Annotated in this window: 14 protein-coding genes; 3 read left to right on the top strand and 11 right to left on the bottom strand. The window is 72.4% G+C overall.

The features are described from left to right. Positions 1 to 46: 46 nt before the first annotated feature. From BMZ30_RS04445 to BMZ30_RS04415, 7 genes are all read right to left on the bottom strand, one after another. Complete coding sequence (locus BMZ30_RS04445; protein ID WP_093375382.1) at positions 47 to 1,018, bottom strand: bifunctional riboflavin kinase/FAD synthetase; 972 nt, start codon at positions 1,016 to 1,018, stop codon at positions 47 to 49. After that, positions 1,018 to 1,956: a tRNA pseudouridine(55) synthase TruB gene (gene truB, locus BMZ30_RS04440; protein ID WP_093375381.1), complete on the bottom strand. Its 939-nt coding sequence runs from the start codon at positions 1,954 to 1,956 to the stop codon at positions 1,018 to 1,020. The genes BMZ30_RS04445 and truB overlap by 1 nt, the downstream gene beginning before the upstream one ends. Continuing rightward, on the bottom strand, positions 1,949 to 2,389 hold the full coding sequence (rbfA, locus tag BMZ30_RS04435; RefSeq protein WP_093375379.1) for a 30S ribosome-binding factor RbfA: 441 nt from the start codon (positions 2,387 to 2,389) through the stop codon (positions 1,949 to 1,951). Before rbfA ends, truB begins: the two co-directional genes overlap by 8 nt. A gap of 163 nt (positions 2,390 to 2,552) precedes the next feature. Next, positions 2,553 to 5,336: a translation initiation factor IF-2 gene (infB, locus tag BMZ30_RS04430; protein ID WP_093375378.1), complete on the bottom strand. Its 2,784-nt coding sequence runs from the start codon at positions 5,334 to 5,336 to the stop codon at positions 2,553 to 2,555. A 136-nt stretch (positions 5,337 to 5,472) separates the two neighbouring features. After that, on the bottom strand, positions 5,473 to 5,733 hold the full coding sequence (locus BMZ30_RS13895; protein WP_268248144.1) for a YlxR family protein: 261 nt from the start codon (positions 5,731 to 5,733) through the stop codon (positions 5,473 to 5,475). Positions 5,734 to 5,830: 97 nt separating this feature from the next. Continuing rightward, positions 5,831 to 6,865, bottom strand: coding sequence for a transcription termination factor NusA (nusA, locus tag BMZ30_RS04420; protein WP_093375374.1), 1,035 nt, complete (start codon positions 6,863 to 6,865; stop codon positions 5,831 to 5,833). 1 nt (position 6,866) lies between these two features. Continuing rightward, positions 6,867 to 7,382 carry a ribosome maturation factor RimP gene (locus BMZ30_RS04415; protein ID WP_093375373.1) on the bottom strand — a complete coding sequence of 172 codons (516 nt, stop codon included), beginning with the start codon at positions 7,380 to 7,382 and terminating at the stop codon, positions 6,867 to 6,869. 148 nt (positions 7,383 to 7,530) lie between these two features. Here BMZ30_RS04415 and BMZ30_RS04410 point away from each other — a divergent pair, with 148 nt between their 5' ends. From BMZ30_RS04410 to BMZ30_RS04400, 3 genes are read left to right on the top strand one after another with little or no spacing between them, the layout of a single operon-like run. Beyond that, positions 7,531 to 8,622, top strand: a complete 1,092-nt coding sequence (locus tag BMZ30_RS04410; protein WP_093375371.1) for a DUF4439 domain-containing protein — start codon at positions 7,531 to 7,533, stop codon at positions 8,620 to 8,622. 35 nt (positions 8,623 to 8,657) lie between these two features. Then, entirely contained in the window at positions 8,658 to 9,578 is a 921-nt protein-coding gene (locus tag BMZ30_RS04405; protein WP_093375369.1) for an ABC transporter ATP-binding protein, read from the top strand. After that, positions 9,575 to 10,405 (top strand): ABC transporter permease, encoded by an 831-nt coding sequence (locus BMZ30_RS04400; RefSeq protein WP_093375367.1) that lies wholly within the window; start codon positions 9,575 to 9,577, stop codon positions 10,403 to 10,405. The genes BMZ30_RS04405 and BMZ30_RS04400 overlap by 4 nt, the downstream gene beginning before the upstream one ends. A gap of 33 nt (positions 10,406 to 10,438) precedes the next feature. Here the strand turns inward: BMZ30_RS04400 and BMZ30_RS04395 are convergent, their stop codons facing one another. From BMZ30_RS04395 to BMZ30_RS04380, 4 genes are read right to left on the bottom strand one after another with little or no spacing between them, the layout of a single operon-like run. Then, the gene (locus BMZ30_RS04395) at positions 10,439 to 12,223 is read right to left on the bottom strand and encodes a proline--tRNA ligase (RefSeq protein WP_093375781.1); all 1,785 of its coding nucleotides are present in this window, start codon (positions 12,221 to 12,223) and stop codon (positions 10,439 to 10,441) included. 55 nt (positions 12,224 to 12,278) lie between these two features. Further along, a complete protein-coding gene (locus BMZ30_RS04390) occupies positions 12,279 to 13,148 on the bottom strand; it encodes a GNAT family N-acetyltransferase (RefSeq protein WP_093375365.1) in 870 nt (289 codons plus the stop codon). A 13-nt stretch (positions 13,149 to 13,161) separates the two neighbouring features. Next, on the bottom strand, positions 13,162 to 14,325 hold the full coding sequence (gene ispG / locus BMZ30_RS04385; protein ID WP_093375364.1) for a flavodoxin-dependent (E)-4-hydroxy-3-methylbut-2-enyl-diphosphate synthase: 1,164 nt from the start codon (positions 14,323 to 14,325) through the stop codon (positions 13,162 to 13,164). A 42-nt stretch (positions 14,326 to 14,367) separates the two neighbouring features. Next, on the bottom strand, positions 14,368 to 15,666 hold the full coding sequence (locus tag BMZ30_RS04380; protein WP_093375362.1) for a M50 family metallopeptidase: 1,299 nt from the start codon (positions 15,664 to 15,666) through the stop codon (positions 14,368 to 14,370). Positions 15,667 to 15,673 lie beyond the last annotated feature (7 nt).

The following is a 15,673-nucleotide window of genomic DNA, read 5'->3' as shown; positions in this document are numbered from 1 at the left end:
CATATCGGTCACCAGCCGGACAAACGAAGGACATCCGGGCGATAATCTACGGCGCTTGAGCCCAAGAGTCACGCGCCTCGAGCGAACTGAGCACCTGGCGGGCCTGTGCGACGTCCCGATGCATCTGCTCGACGAGCGCCTCGACGCCGTCGTACCTCGTCATGGGCCGCAGGCGTCGCACGAGCTCGACGATCACCTCAGCACCGTAGAGGTCGAGGTCCGTCCGGTCGAGGACATACGCCTCGACACGTCGTTCGACGCCGTCGAACGTCGGATTTGTGCCGATCGACACCGCCGCGGGCCACACCGGTCCGCCGTCGGTACGCCGCAGCGTGCCCGCGTACACGCCGTCGGCGGGCACCATGCCCTGGACCGGAGCGCCGAGGTTCGCCGTCGGGAAGCCGATCGTGCGGCCGCGGGCGTCGCCGTGCACGACGACGCCACGCACGCGGTGCCACCGGCCGAGGATCGCTGCCGCGCCAGCGACGTCGCCGGCGTCCAGCCGGGCCCGCAGCTGGGTCGAGGACCACCGTGCCGCGTCGGGCCCGCCGACGTCGTCCACGACCTCGACCTCGAAGCCGTGCTGCCGCCCGAGCGCGACCATCGTGTCGATCGTCCCGGCGTTCTGCCAGCCGAACCGCACGTCGCGGCCGACGACGACGTGCGCCACACCCAGCAGGTCGACGAGGTACCGCTGGACGAAGTCTTCCGGGCTCTGGCGCGCGAACGCCATCGAGTACTCGAGCACGAGCACGGCGTCGACGCCCGCAGCACCGAGCAGCTCGACCCGGTCCTGGAGCCCGGTGAGGAGCGCGGGGGCCGCGTCAGGACGGTGCACCTGCCCGGGGTGCGGGTCGAAGGTGACGGCGACGGCGCGCGCCCCGAGGGCGTCGGCAGCGCGCCGCACGCGTGCCAGCACCGTGAGGTGACCGCGGTGCACGCCGTCGAAGTTGCCCATCGTGATGACGGTCGGACCGACGCCCGCAGGGACCGCACCGGCCCCGGACCAGAGCTCCATCAGCCACCCGCCGGGACGAGGACGACCACGGGCCGCAGCGCATCGCGGCGCCGCTCCACGAGGGCGACCAGACGGTCGTCGTGCACCGCCGCGACCGTCTCCCCCACGGGCTCGTCGTGCGCCGGGACGAAGCGCCCGTGCCCGAGCTCGGTCGCTTCTGCGGCGTCGAGACGGCGCACCGGGAACATGGCCGCGGCGGCCTCAGCCATGGCGAGCACGGGCATCTGGCCGTGGGTCTCGGTCGCCTCGGTCAGCTGGTCGAGCGTGACGGCGTGCGCGATCGCCCCGACCCGCGTGCGTCGCAGCCGGGTGAGGTGCCCTCCGACGCCCAGCGCGGCGCCGACGTCCCGCGCGAGCGCGCGCACATACGTCCCCGAGGAGCACACGACGCGGACGTCCACGTCCACGACGTCCGTCCCCGCTCCGGGCGCGCCCTCGGCGACGACGGTGCGCCGCGCGACGTCGATGTCGAACGCATGGATGGTGACCGGTCGGGGCGCGAGCTCCACGTCCTCCCCCGCCCGCACACGGGCGTACGCGCGCTTGCCGTCCACCTTGATGGCGGAGACGGCACTGGGGACCTGCGAGATCGGCCCGGTGAGCGCCCGCACGGCCGCAGCGACGGCGTCGTCGGCGACGTCCCGCGCACCCGCCGTCGCCAGGGCCTCGCCGTCGGCGTCGTCGGTCGAGGTCGCGACGCCGAGGCGGATGGTGGCGAGGTACTCCTTGTCGGCGCCCACGAGGTACGTCAGCAGCCGGGTCGCGCGGCCCACGCCGAGCACGAGCACGCCGGTGGCCATGGGGTCGAGCGTGCCCGCGTGCCCCACCTTGCGGGTGGCCGCGAGACGGCGCACCCGAGCCACGACGTCATGGCTGGAGATGCCCTGGGGCTTGTCGACGACGACGAGACCGTCGGCGGCGGTGAGCCGCTCAGTCACCCGCCTCGTCCTCAGGCGCGGGCTTGCGGTAGGGGTCCTCGTCGCCGGCGAACGTCGCGTTCGCTCGCAGGGCCGCGAGCTCCTCGTCGCGACGCTTGGCCTCGAGCAGCGCCTTGTCGAGGTGGGCCGCGGTCTCCGGGACCGCGTCGAGGAAGAAGTCGACGGTGGGCGTCAGCCGGATGCCCGTCTGCTTGCCGACCTCGGACCGGATGAGTCCACGCGCCGAGGCGAGCGCCGCAGCGCTGCCGGCGCGTGCCTCGTCGTCGCCCATCACCGTGTAGAACACCGAGGCGTTCTGCAGGTCGCCCGTCACCCGGACGTCGGTGATCGTGACGAACCCGAGACGCGGGTCCTTCACCCGGGTCTCCAGCATCTCGGCCACGATGACCTTGATCCGATCGGCAAGCTTCCGTGCCCGCGGGTGGTCAACCATGAAACACAGCTCCTAGGTCGTCATGAGTTTGTCCCGGCCTCCCCCCGCCCAGCGAGCCGAGCGGGGGAACCGGACGAGGATCGGTCGCGGGCCGTGGTGGGCCTGGCACGGGCCGCCAGGCCCGCGGTAGGCCCGCGACCGATCCTCGGGAGGTACTAGCCAGTCAGGACCGCGGCTTCTCCTGCATCTCGAACGTCTCGATGACGTCCTCGGCGCGCAGGTCGTTGAACGACCCCAGGCCGATACCGCACTCGTAGCCCTCGCGGACCTCGGTGGCGTCGTCCTTGAACCGCTTGAGCGACTCGATCGAGAGGTTGTCCCCCACGACCACGCCGCCACGCAGGACGCGCGCCTTGGTGTTGCGGCGGATGGTGCCCGAGCGGACGAGGCAGCCGGCGATGTTTCCGAACTTGGAGGAACGGAAGATCTCGCGGACCTCGGCGGTGCCCAGCTGGGCCTCCACGTACTCGGGCTTGAGCATGCCCTTGAGCGCGGCCTCGACGTCGTCGATCGCCTGGTAGATGACCGAGTAGAACTTGATGTCGACGCCCTCGCGGTCCGCAAGCTCGGCCACGCGCTCGCCGGTCTTGACGTTGAACCCGATGATGATGGCGTTGTCAACCGTCGCCAGGTTGACGTCGTTCTGCGTGATCGCACCCACACCACGGTGGATGACGCGCAGCTGGACCTCGTCGCCCACGTCGATCTTGAGCAGGGCGTCCTCCAGAGCCTCGACAGCACCGGAGACGTCACCCTTGATGACGAGGTTGAGGGTCTCGACCTTGCCCAGCTCGAGCGCCTGGGTGAAGTCCTCGAGGCTGATGCGCTTGCGGCGCTTGGCCAGGAGGGCAGCACGCTCGGCCGCCTCGCGCTTCTCGGCGATCTGACGGGCCGTGCGGTCGTCCGGCGCCACGATGAACGTGTCACCGGCGCGTGGCACCGAGGTCAGGCCGAGCACCAGCACGGGACGGGCTGGCGTCGCCTCGGCGACCGCCTCGCCGTGCTCGTCGAACATCGCACGGACGCGGCCGTACGCCGTCCCGGCGACGATCGCGTCGCCGACGCGCAGCGTGCCGGACTGGACGAGGACGGTCGCGACCGCACCGCGTCCCTTGTCCAGGTTGGCCTCGATCGCCACACCGCGGGCGTCCTTGTCGGCGTTGGCCCGCAGGTCCAGCGAGGCGTCCGCCGTCAGGAGCACGGCCTCGAGGAGCTGGTCGATGCCCATGCGCTTGAGCGCGGAGATGTCGACGAACATCGTGTCGCCGCCGTACTCCTCGGCCACCAGGTTGTACTCGGTGAGCTGCTGACGGATCTTCGCCGGGTTCGCAGCCTCCTTGTCCACCTTGTTGACTGCGACCACGATCGGCACGCCGGCCGACTGCGCGTGGTTGAGCGCCTCGATCGTCTGGGGCATCACGCCGTCGTCCGCCGCGACCACGAGGATCGCGATGTCGGTGACCTGCGCGCCACGAGCACGCATGGCGGTGAACGCCTCGTGACCCGGGGTGTCGATGACGGTCATGGCGCGGTCGACGCCCTCGTGCTCGGTGCGCACCTGGTAGGCACCGATGTGCTGCGTGATGCCGCCGGCCTCGTCGGCCACGACGTTCGCGGATCGGATAGCGTCGAGCAGCTTGGTCTTTCCGTGGTCGACGTGGCCCATCACGGTCACGACCGGCGGACGCGCGGTGAGCTGCTCGTCGCTCTCGTCGGCCAGCTCGGCCTCGAGGTCGATGTCGAACGCGCCCAGGAGCTCGCGGTCCTCCTCCTCGGCCGACACCATCTCGATGATGTAGCCGAGCTCGGAGCCGAGCGTGCCGAACGTGTCCTCGTCCAGCGACTGGGTCGCCGTGGCCATCTCACCGAGGTGGAACAGCACGGTGACGAGGCTGGCGGGGTTCGCGTCGATCTTGTCGGCGAAGTCGTTGAGCGACGCACCGTGGCGCAGCCGCACGACGGTCTGACCATCGCCGCGGGGCACCTGCACGCCGCCGAGCGACGGCGCCTGCATCTGCTCGAACTCCTGACGCTTCGCGCGCTTGGACTTGCGTCCACGCACGGGGCGCCCTCCAGCACGCCCGAAGGCTCCCTGCGTGCTGCCGCGGCCTGCGCCGCCGCGACCGCCGCCGCCGCCGGGGCGGCCGGCGAAGCCGCCGCCACCACCGGGTGCGCCGCCGGGAGCGCCGGGACGCGAGAAGCCACCGCGGCTGCGGTCGCCACCAGGGGCGCCAGGACGGCCACCACCCGGAGCAGGGCGTGCAGCCGCGCTCTTGCCCGGCATCATGCCGGGGTTCGGGCGAGGACCGCCCGGACGCGGAGCGCCGGGACGGGGGCCGCCGGAGCGCTCACCGCCCGCCGCGGCGGGCGCGGCGTCGGGACGAGAGCCGGGTCGGGGCATGCCCTGGCTCGGCGCGAACGGGTTGTTGCCCGGACGCGGACCGCCGCCACGGGGCATGCCCTGGCTGGGAGCGAACGGGTTGTTGCCCGGGCGCGGTCCCTTGGGAGCGGGCGCCTTGGGCGCGGGCGCCTTGGGTGCAGCGGGGCCGGGGCGCGCGCTGCTGGCCGGCGAGGCCGGAGCGGCGGGCGCAGCCGGCGCGGCCGGCTCCTGAGTCGGTGCTGCGGCAGCCGGCTCCACGGGGGCCTTGGGTGCCGACGGGGCCGGGCGCTCGGCGGGGGCCGGAGCGGCCGGCGTCGAGGTCGGCGCGGGGGCCGCAGGCTCCGCTGCCGGAGCCGGCGCGACCGGGGCCTTGGGCGCGGGCTTCTTGGCCTCGGGCGCTGCCGCCTGTTCGGCCGGGAAGACGTCGCGCAGCTTGCGCACGACGGGGGGTTCGATCGTCGAGGACGCTGACCGGACGAACTCTCCGAGCTCGGTCAGCTTGCTCATGATGGTCTTGCTCTCCACACCGAGCTCCTTGGCGAGCTCGTACACGCGGACCTTTGCCACATCTCTCCTGTCCAGGCCCACCCGGACAGGGAGGACCAACGTTAGTGCTGGGTACTCATCGCTGGGTACTCATCGGGTGCCCATCGGCTTCTGCCCGCTTTCGTCGTTGACTGTCATGCTCTGACACACGTCATGGTCACGTCCCTCGGGCGAACCACTCGTGCACACCGGCCAGGTCCGCAGGACCTGGCAGTCGTAGTGCTCTGATCACCGCTCGCCGACGCTCGGCGAGCCCGAGGCAACGTTCCTCCTGGTGGAGCCACGCGCCGCGACCCGGGAGGCACCGCCCCTGGTCCACGACGACGCGAGACGCGCCGGGGGGATGGGGTGCGGCCGCCACCAGGCGGACCAGCTGTGCCCGCGGACCGGTTCCTCGACATCCGACGCAGGTGCGCACGGGACCCTGGTCGACAGGGGCCGCGACGACGTCACGCCGGGGTGTAAGGGGATCGATGTGCACGGGCACTCGGCCTAGTCTAGCCGTACGCGCGCCGTCATGCGTCGGCGGGCTCGCCGTCAGCCGCTCCTGGCGCCTCGGCGTCGGACCGGATGTCGATGCGCCAGCCGGTGAGCTTGGCGGCCAGACGCGCGTTCTGACCTTCCTTGCCGATCGCCAGCGACAGCTGGAAGTCCGGCACGACGACGCGGGCGGCGCGGGCGACCTCGTCGACGACCGTGACGGAGTTCACCCGCGACGGCGAGAGGGCGTTGCCCACGAACGTCGCGGGGTCCTCGTCGAAGTCCACGATGTCGATCTTCTCGCCGCGGAGCTCAGCCATCACGGCACGCACCCGGCCGCCCATCGGGCCGATGCAGGCGCCCTTGGCGTTGACACCGGGGACGCGGGCGCGCACCGCCATCTTGGTGCGGTGCCCGGCCTCGCGCGCCAGGGCGACGATCTCGACGGTGCCGTCCGCGACCTCGGGCACCTCCATCTCGAACAGCCGGCGCACGAGGTTGGGGTGCGTGCGGCTGAGGGTGACCGACGGCCCCTTCATGCCGCGCGTGACCTCGAGCACGAGCGCTCGCAGCCGCTCGCCGTGCACGTACGTCTCGGTCGGGACCTGCTCGTGGGGCGGCAGGAGCGCCTCGGTGCCGCCGACGTCGACGAGCACCATGCGCGGGTCGCGGCCCTGCTGGATCACGCCGGACAGCAGCATGCCCTGCTTGTCACGGAAGGCACCCAGCACCTGGTCGTCCTCGGCGTCGCGCAGGCGCTGCACGATCACCTGCCGGGCGGTCGCCGTCGCGATGCGCCCGAAACCGGCCGGGGTGTCGTCGAACTCCGGGCCGAGCTCGCGCGGCGCCCGGACTCCGTCGTCGTCGGGCTCGGGGCTCTCGATCCGCTCGCGCGCCCAGACGGTGACGTGGCCGCTGCGGCGGTCGATCTCGACGCGGGCGTCCTGCTGGGCGTCCGGTGTGCGGTGGTAGGCGGAGAGCAGAGCCTGCTCGATCGCGGAGAGCAGCACGTCGAGGCTGATCTCGCGCTCGCGCTCGAGCAGCCGCAGCTCGGTCATGTTGATGTCCATGTCAGCTCTCCTCGTCCTCGGACCCGAGGTCCACCTCGTCCATGCGCTTGAGCTCGACCTCGACCTTGCCGCGACGGATGTCGGCGAGCGGCACCTCGTGGGTCGTACCGGCGTCGTCGGACAGGACGACGGCGGTGTCGGTCACCTCGGCGACCCGGCCCGCCCGCGTGCCACCGGCGATCATGTCGAGCGTCACCAGGCGCGTGCGCGCCCGGCGGAAGTGGCGGGCCTGCGTGAGCGGTCGTGAGGTGCCCGGGCTCGAGACCTCGAGGTGGTAGGTCCCTGGGAACATGTCCTGCGCGTCGAGCGCGTCGGAGATGGCTCGTGAGACCTCCGCCACCTGGTCGAGGTCGACGCCGCCGACCTCGTCCTCGGGCAGGTCCACGGTGACGCGCACCGTGCTGCGCTGCTCCGGACCGACGATCTTCACGTCCTCGAGGAACAGTCCGGCTCCGTCGACGGCCGGGCGGATGCGCTCCGCCACCGCCTCCGGGGTGGGCGCGGGGCTGGGTGCCATGACTCTTCTCCTGTCGATCCTGGCGCTCACCCGCCATGGGTTACGACCGGTGTGTGGTTGTGCGCGCGCAGGACAGCCTACCGACCCCCGGCGCGTGCAGCAGCGCGGCACGGCTCGTGGGGGGTGTGACGTGGCATGATCGGGTCCGATGACGCCTCGCCCCGCCCCGTCGACCACGGCCGCCCGCCGCACCCCTGCGACCGTGGCGCTCCGCGTGCGGGCGATGCTCGCGACCGTGCTCGTGACCGCGCTCGTCACCGGGTGCTCGGTGCGCCTCGAGACGCCGTCGCCGAGCGAGCCGGAGCCGGACTCGCGCGAGGTCGCCCGCCGCGCAGCGGTGACCGACGCGCTCGACGTGGCGGAGCTCGCCCGCGTGCTGCTCGTCGAGACCGGGACGGAGGAGCCACCGGGTCCTGAGCTCGCGCGCACCGTCGACGCCGCCGCCGTGCACCTCGAGGCGCTCGGTGGGGTCTACGACTCCGGCCTGGTCGACCCTGACGGCGGCGAGGACGTCGCGGTCGCCCCGACGTCGACGCCGACGTCCTCACCCGGCGCGCCGGAGCCCGAGCCGTCCACGACCGAGGTGGCGGGCGACCCTGCCACGGAGGACCTCGCCGAGCTCGTCGAGCGGCTGAGCCAGGGGTACTCCCGGTCACGCGGGTCGCTCGTGACCGTGCCCGAGGCCGGACTGGCCAGGCTGGTCGCATCGATCGGCACGGCACAGCTCGCGCAGGCGCGGACGATCGCCGCCGCAGCCGGGATCCCCATCACACCTGTCGACCTGCCCACCACGCCGACCGTCCCAGCCGAGCTCCCTGGCGTCCCCGCGGGCACGCTGGTCCCGCTGGTCGCGCTCGAGGACGCCGCCGGGTACGCGTTCGAGGTCGTCGCCGCCCGGGTCGGGTCGGAGGCCGAGCGCGTCGCTGCGAGCGCACGGGCCGACGTCCACCGCGACCGCGCGCAGGCGTGGGCGGTCGCCGCCGGCGTCGCCGGGACGACGAGCGACCCGCGAGCTACCGTGTACGCCCTGCCCCCGGAGGTCCTGTCGGGCGAGGGCGCGACCGCTCACCTCGGGACGCTCGAGCTCGGTCTCGCCGACGCGTACGGCACGCTCCTCGGCAGCGTCGCGGAGGACGACCGTGTCGCTGCGGCGGATCTCCTGACAGACTCCTACCTGTCGGCACGCACCTGGGGTGCTGCACCGCTGTTCTTCCCCGGGATGCCGGAGCAGCGCGACTAGACGACCGGCCCAGGATCGACACGTGGGGAGCGGCGATGCCTCAGACGGTGGTACGCACGAGCGGGCTGCGCAAGACCTACGGCGCCGTCGACGCCGTCGCGGGCATCGACCTCGAGGTGAAGGAGGGCGAGGTCGTGGCCGTCCTCGGCCCCAACGGGGCCGGCAAGACGACGACGATCGAGATGCTCCTCGGTCTGCGCACGCCGACGTCGGGCGTGGTCGAGGTGTTCGGGGCCGATCCCCTGGCCGTCCGGCACCGGGTGGGTGCGATGCTCCAGGACACGGACGCACCCGAGAGCCTCACGGTCGCGGAGATCGTCGGGCTGGTCGGGAGCTACTACCCCTACCGCCTGCCGACACCGCTCGTGCTCGAGCGGGCCGACCTCGTCGCCCAGGCGCGGATGCGCGTCACGCAGCTCTCGGGCGGGCAGCGGGCACGCCTGTCGTTCGGGTTGGCGATCGTCGGTGATCCCGACCTGCTGTACCTCGACGAGCCCACCGCCTCGCTCGACGTCGGCGCGCGCCGCGGGTTCTGGACGCAGGTCTCCGGGCTCACGGACCTCGGCAAGACGATCCTGTTCTCCACCCATAACCTCGCAGAGGCGGACGCCGTCGCCGAGCGCATCGTCGTGATCGCCCGGGGCCGGGTCATCCACGACGGCACACCCCAGCAGATCAAGGCGCTCGTCGCCGGACGCACCCTCCGGCTGACGACGGACGCGCCGCTCTCCTCCGTCCGGGACCTGCCGGGCGTGCGCAACGTCCACGAGGCCGACGGGCTCCCCGGCTCTCGGCCAATCACCATCCAGGCCGCGACGGCCGAGCCCGTCCTGCACGCCCTGTTCGCCTCGCCCTACGAGGTGCGCGACCTGATCGTCGCCGAAGCCTCCCTCGAGGAAGCCTTCGTGCAGCTCACCTCCGTGGGTCCGGACGTCGCTGAGGAGAACCGCCGATGAGCACCACCCACCGCAGTCCCGAGGCGGTCGCGACGCGCGGCCGGAGTGGGATGGTCGCCGCGCAGGTGGTCAGCGAGATCCGACGCACGGCGCGTGTCCCGGAGTACTTCATCGGGGTCGTCGTGCTGCCCGTCATCCTGTTCGCGATGTTCGGCCTGCCGAACAGTGGCGAGACGCTTCCGGGTGGGACGACCGTCGTGGCCATGATCTTCGTGTCGTTCGCCTGCTACGGCGTCGTGAGCCAGGCGCTGTTCTCCTTCGGTGCAGAGCTCGCCGCCGAGCGACTGCAGGGATGGCTGCGGCGCCTGCGGTCCACGCCCATGCCGATGTGGGTGTACTTCGCGGGCAAGCTCGCGCTCAACCTCGTGTTCACCCTGGTCATCGTCGGCGGTATCGCCCTCCTCGCCGCGCTCGCCGGTGACGCGCGGTTCGACGCCAGCCGCCTCGCGACGACGACCGCGGTGCTCCTCCTCGGCACCCTGGTCTTCTCGCCCATGGGGTCGGCCATCGCCTACTGGGCCCGCCCCCGCGCGGCCTCGACGATCGTCAACCTGGTGTTCCTGCCCTTGTCGTTCCTGTCGGGGTTCTTCTTCCCGCTCAGCCAGCTGCCGACCGTCCTGCAAGGGGTCGCGCCGTGGCTGCCCACCTACCACTTCGGACAGCTCGCATGGTCGTCGATGGCGCCCGCCGCCGACCGCGAGATCTTCGGGGCGGGCGACGAGACGAGCATCGCGGTCAGCCTGGTGGTCGTCCTCGCCTGGGGTGCGGCGTGCACGGTGGCCACAGCCGCCGGCTACCGCCGCGAGCTCGACCGCGAACGCGGCTGAGGCTCGCGCGGCCGACGACCGCAGCGCGTCGGCTCAGCTGCCGAGCAGCTGCGCGACGCGCGCGGCGACCGTGTCGACGACGTCGGCGACCGTGACCTGCTCGGACTCGCCGCCGGTACGCGGCCGCACCTCCACGACGCCGTCCGCGAGACCACGCCCGACGACGACGACGAGAGGCACACCGAGCAGCTCTGCGTCGGCGAACTTGACCCCGGGCGAGACCTTGGGCCGGTCGTCGAACAGCACCTCGACTCCACGCTCGGACAGCCGCGTCGCGACGTCGTCCGCCGCAGCGAGCACGGCGGCGTCCTTCCCGGTGGCGACCACGTGGACGTGCGCGGGCGCCACGTGCGCGGGCCACGCCAACCCGGAGTCGTCGTGGTGCGCCTCGGCCAGAGCGGCGAGCGCCCGGGTGACACCGATCCCGTAGGAACCCATGGTGACGGTGACCTGCTTGCCGTTCTGGTCGAGCACCTTGAGACCCAGGGCCTCGGCATACTTGCGGCCGAGCTGGAAGATGTGGCCGATCTCGATGCCGCGGGCGAGCTCCAGCGGGCCGGAGCCGTCGGGTGCCGGGTCCCCGGCGCGGACCTCGGCGGTCTCGACCGTGCCGTCACCGACGAAGTCGCGTCCGGCCACGAGGTCGAAGACGTGCTTGCCGGACACGTTGGCACCGGTGATCCAGCATGTGCCGTCCACCACGCGGGGGTCGAGGAGGTACCTCACCGCGTCCTCGCGGCCGGTGTCCGTCCGACCGACGACTCCGGGGCCGATGTAGCCCTTGACCAGCTCCGGGTGCTTCGCGAAGTCCGCGTCGCCCGCGGCCTCGACCTCGGCCGGTGCGAACGACGCCTCGGCGCGCTTGAGGTCCACCTCGCGGTCGCCCGGCAGGCCGACGACGACGACCTCGCGGGTGCCGTCCGGGTGGCTGAGGGCAAGCACGACGTTCTTGAGCGTGTCGGCGGCCGTCCATGCCACACCGTCGGCGCGCGGGTGCCGCTCGTTGGCCGCAGCCACGAGCGTCGCGATCGTCGGGGTGTCGGGGGTGTCCTCGACGTGCGCTGCGGGGACGCCGCTCGCGTCGACGGCCGCAGGTACCGGAGTCACGACCGCCTCGACGTTCGCCGTGTAGCCGCCCGCCGAACGCACGTACGTGTCCTCACCGATCGCGCTCGGGCTGAGGAACTCCTCGCTGCGCGAGCCGCCCATGGCGCCCGAGGTCGCCGCGACGATCACGTACTCGAGGCCCAGCCGGGTGAACACGCGCTCGTACGCGTCCCGCTGCGCCTGGTACGCGGCCTCCAGGCCGGCGTCGTCGACGTCAAACGAGTACGCGTCCTTCATGACGAACTCGCGGCCGCGGATCAGTCCCGCGCGGGGGCGGGCCTCGTCGCGGTACTTGGTCTGGATCTGGAACAACGTCACCGGGAGGTCCTTGTACGAGGAGTACAGGTCCTTGACCAGGAGCGTGAACATCTCCTCGTGCGTGGGCGCGAGCAGGTAGTCGGCCTTCTTGCGGTCCTGCAGCCGGAACAGGTTGGGGCCGTACTCGGTCCACCGGTGGGTGGCCTCGTAGGGCTCGCGCGGCAGGAGCGCAGGGAAGTGCACCTCCTGCGCGCCCGCGGCGGCCATCTCCTCGCGCACCACGGCCTCGATCTTGCCGAGGACGCGCAGGCCGAGCGGGAGCCAGGTGTAGATGCCCGGCGCGGCGCGGCGGATGTAGCCCGCGCGCACCAGCAGGCGGTGGCTAGCGACCTCGGCGTCTGCGGGATCCTCACGCAGCGTCCGGACGAAGAGAGATGACATACGTAGCAGCACGTGCACAGCCTACCGACCGCACGGGGACCTGCCCGACGCCGGGGCCGCGACGGGGCTACAGGAGGACGGTCGCGTAGGTGCCGACCTGCTCGAAGCCCACGCGCCGGTACGTCGCGAGCGCGGCGACGTTGTAGCTGTTGACGTACAGGGACACCACGGGCGTGCGTGCCGAGCGCACGGCGTCCACGACAGCAGCCACCCCCGGCGCGGCGAGGCCCTGGCCGCGCCGCGACGGCTCCACCCACACCCCCTGCACCTGAGCGACCGTCCCGGCCTGCGCCCCGATCTCGGCCTTGAACACGACCGGCGAGCGCACCTCCGGGTCGGCCGTCCGGACGAACGACCGGCCGTCGGCGATGAGCGACGCGACCCGTTGGGCGTACGCTCCCCCGGCCCCGGCGACCGGAGAGTACCCGACCTCCTCGGTGAACATCGCGACGCACGCGGGGAGCACCCGGCCGAGGTCCTGCGGGCGTGAGCGTCGCACCAGCGGATCGGCTGCGACGTCAGGGGCTCGGTCGATCGCGAGGGACGGCTGGTCGTCGCGCACCTCCCGCGCGCTCCACTCGGCCGCGAGCAGCTCCCAGAGCGCGAGCACGGCGCCGCGCTCTCCGACGAGCGACGACGCGGTGCGGCCCCGCCGTCGCGCCAGCTCCGCGAACGCCGGGATCGCGTCCGGACCCGCGTCCGGCGACAGCACCGGGACGATGTTCGCCCCCGCCCAGCACACAGCCTCGAAGGGACCGGCCGCGGGGAATCCCCACAGCTGCCCGCCCGCTGCCGCGAGGCTGCTGCGACGTGCTACCTCGATCCGCGTCGCGGCGAGCACCGAGGCGACCGGCTGTCGCGCGCAGACCTCCAGGGCCTCGCTGAGGTCCTCGTGCAGCAGCACGCGCGCGCGCCGCCTGGTGCCGAGGATCGTCATGCTTCCGACCTGGTCAGCCGCTGACCGCGACGGTCGGGGTGGCGCCCTCGACGGGCTCCATGGACTCGGCGATGCGCATGGCCTCCTCGATCAAGGTCTCCACGATCTGGTCCTCACGCACCGTCTTGATGACCTCGCCCTTGACGAAGATCTGCCCCTTGCCGTTGCCCGAGGCGACGCCGAGGTCGGCCTCGCGCGCCTCGCCCGGCCCGTTGACGACGCAGCCCATGACGGCGACGCGCAGCGGCACGGTGAGCCCCTCGAGCCCCGCGGTCACGCGCTCGGCCAGCGTGTAGACGTCCACCTGGGCGCGACCGCAGGACGGGCACGACACGATCTCGAGCTTGCGGGGACGCAGGTTGAGGGACTGCAGGATCTGGATACCGACCTTGACCTCCTCGACCGGCGGGGCCGAGAGCGAGACGCGGATGGTGTCGCCGATGCCCTTGCTCAGGAGCGCGCCGAAAGCGGTCGCGGACTTGATGGTGCCCTGGAACGCCGGTCCGGCCTCGGTGACACCGAGATGCAGGGGCCAGTCGCCCCGCTCGGACAGCAGCTCGTAGGCGCGGACCATCACCACCGGGTCGTTGTGCTTGACCGAGATCTTGAAGTCGTGGAAGTCGTGCTCCTCGAACAGCGACGCCTCCCACACCGCGGACTCCACGAGCGCCTCCGGCGTGGCCTTGCCGTACTTCGCCATGAGCCGCGGGTCGAGCGATCCCGCGTTGACGCCGATGCGGATCGAGGTGCCTGCGTCCTTGGCGGCCTGGGCGATCTGCTTGACCTGATCGTCGAACTTGCGGATGTTCCCCGGGTTCACCCGTACCGCGGCGCAGCCGGCGTCGATGGCGGCGTAGACGTACTTCGGCTGGAAGTGGATGTCGGCGATCACGGGGATCTGCGACTTCTTCGCGATGATCGGCAGCGCGTCGGCGTCGTCCTGCGAGGGGCACGCCACCCGCACGATGTCGCAGCCGGACGCCGTGAGCTCGGCGATCTGCTGGAGGGTCGCGTTGATGTCGGTCGTCGGCGTCGTCGTCATCGACTGCACCGAGACCGGCGCGTCACCACCGACGTCGACCGAGCCGACGCGGATCTTGCGGGTGGGGCGGCGCGGCGCGAGGACGGGCGGCGCCTCCTCGCGGACGGCAGGGATTCCCAGGCTGATCGAAGTCACCCGACCATTATCCCCCGCGCACCCGTCGCGAGCGAACGGCGGTCAGCCGAGCGTGACGGGGCGCACGACGTCGGCCACGATGAGCACGAGCGACACGCCCACGATGACCAGGAAGACGCCGTACGCGACCGGGACCATCCGGGCTGTGTCCGCTGGGCCCGGCCGGGGCTGTCCCCGCCAGCGCGCGATCTGCCGGCGGCCGCCCTCGTACAGGGCGCCGACGACGTGGCCGCCGTCGAGCGGCAGCAACGGGATGAGGTTGAACACGAACAGGGCGATGTTCAGCGCGGCCAGCAGCGAGACCCAGCCCGCCACCCGGTCACCGAGTGTCACGTCTCCGGTGACCGCTCCGATCTCCCCCGCCACCCGCCCGACGCCGACGACGCTCATGACCGAGTCGGTGCCGCGCTCCTCGCCGCGCACCAGCGCGGTCGCGACGTCCCACACCTGCACGGGCAGCGTGACCATGACGGAGGCCGTCGCGCTCACCTGCTCGCCGAGCGCGGCGGGGACGTCGCCCAGGGACCCGCGCACGTCCTCGGCGGTCGGACGCACCCCGAGGTACGCGGCGGTGGTCGTGACCGGCTTGCCGGACTCGTCCGTCTGGACCACGCCAGCAGCGTCCACCACCTCGCGGGTCACGAGGGTCGGCTCCACCGTCAGGGACAGCCGCTCCCCCGCCCGCTCGACCTCGACGTCGACGGAGCCGGCGCCCTGGGCGGCGATCGCGGCGACGAGGTCGTCCCAGCTCGCGACCGCGGCGCCCCCGTACGTCACGATCGTGTCGCCGGGCTGCAGGCCTGCCGCTGCGGCGGGCGACACGGGATCCCCGGCCGCGCACTCGGTCGAGCCGCTCGCGCACGGAACCACGGCACCGACGGTCGTCGTCGGCGTGGCGACGCCGAACCCGAGCAGCAGCACCCCGAAGAGCACGAAGGCGATGAGCAGGTTCATGAACGGTCCGCCAAGCATCACAACGACCTTGCGCGGCGCGGACAGCTGGTAGAACGCTCGGTGCTCCTCGCCCGGGTGGATCTCCTCCGCCGAGACCGCGCGCGCGTCCTCCACGAGCTCGGCGAGGCGGCCGGCGCGCACCGGGGCACCCTCGCGCGCGGGCGGGTACATGCCCACGAGGCGCACGTAGCCGCCGAGCGGGATCGCCTTGACGCCGTACTCGGTCTCGCCACGGGTCCGCGACCAGAGGGTCGGACCGAAACCGACCATGTACTGGCTCACGCGCACGCCGAACCGCTTGGCGGGCACCATGTGGCCCACCTCGTGCAGTGCGATCGACGCAAGGATGCCGACCACCAGCACGACCACTCCGAGCAGATACCCCACGACGTCT

It is taken from the genome of Flavimobilis marinus, assembly GCF_900113055.1.
Lineage (GTDB): Bacteria > Actinomycetota > Actinomycetes > Actinomycetales > Cellulomonadaceae > Flavimobilis > Flavimobilis marinus.
Note: the sequence above shows the minus strand (reverse complement) of the source record. Positions and strands in the feature narration are given on the sequence as shown.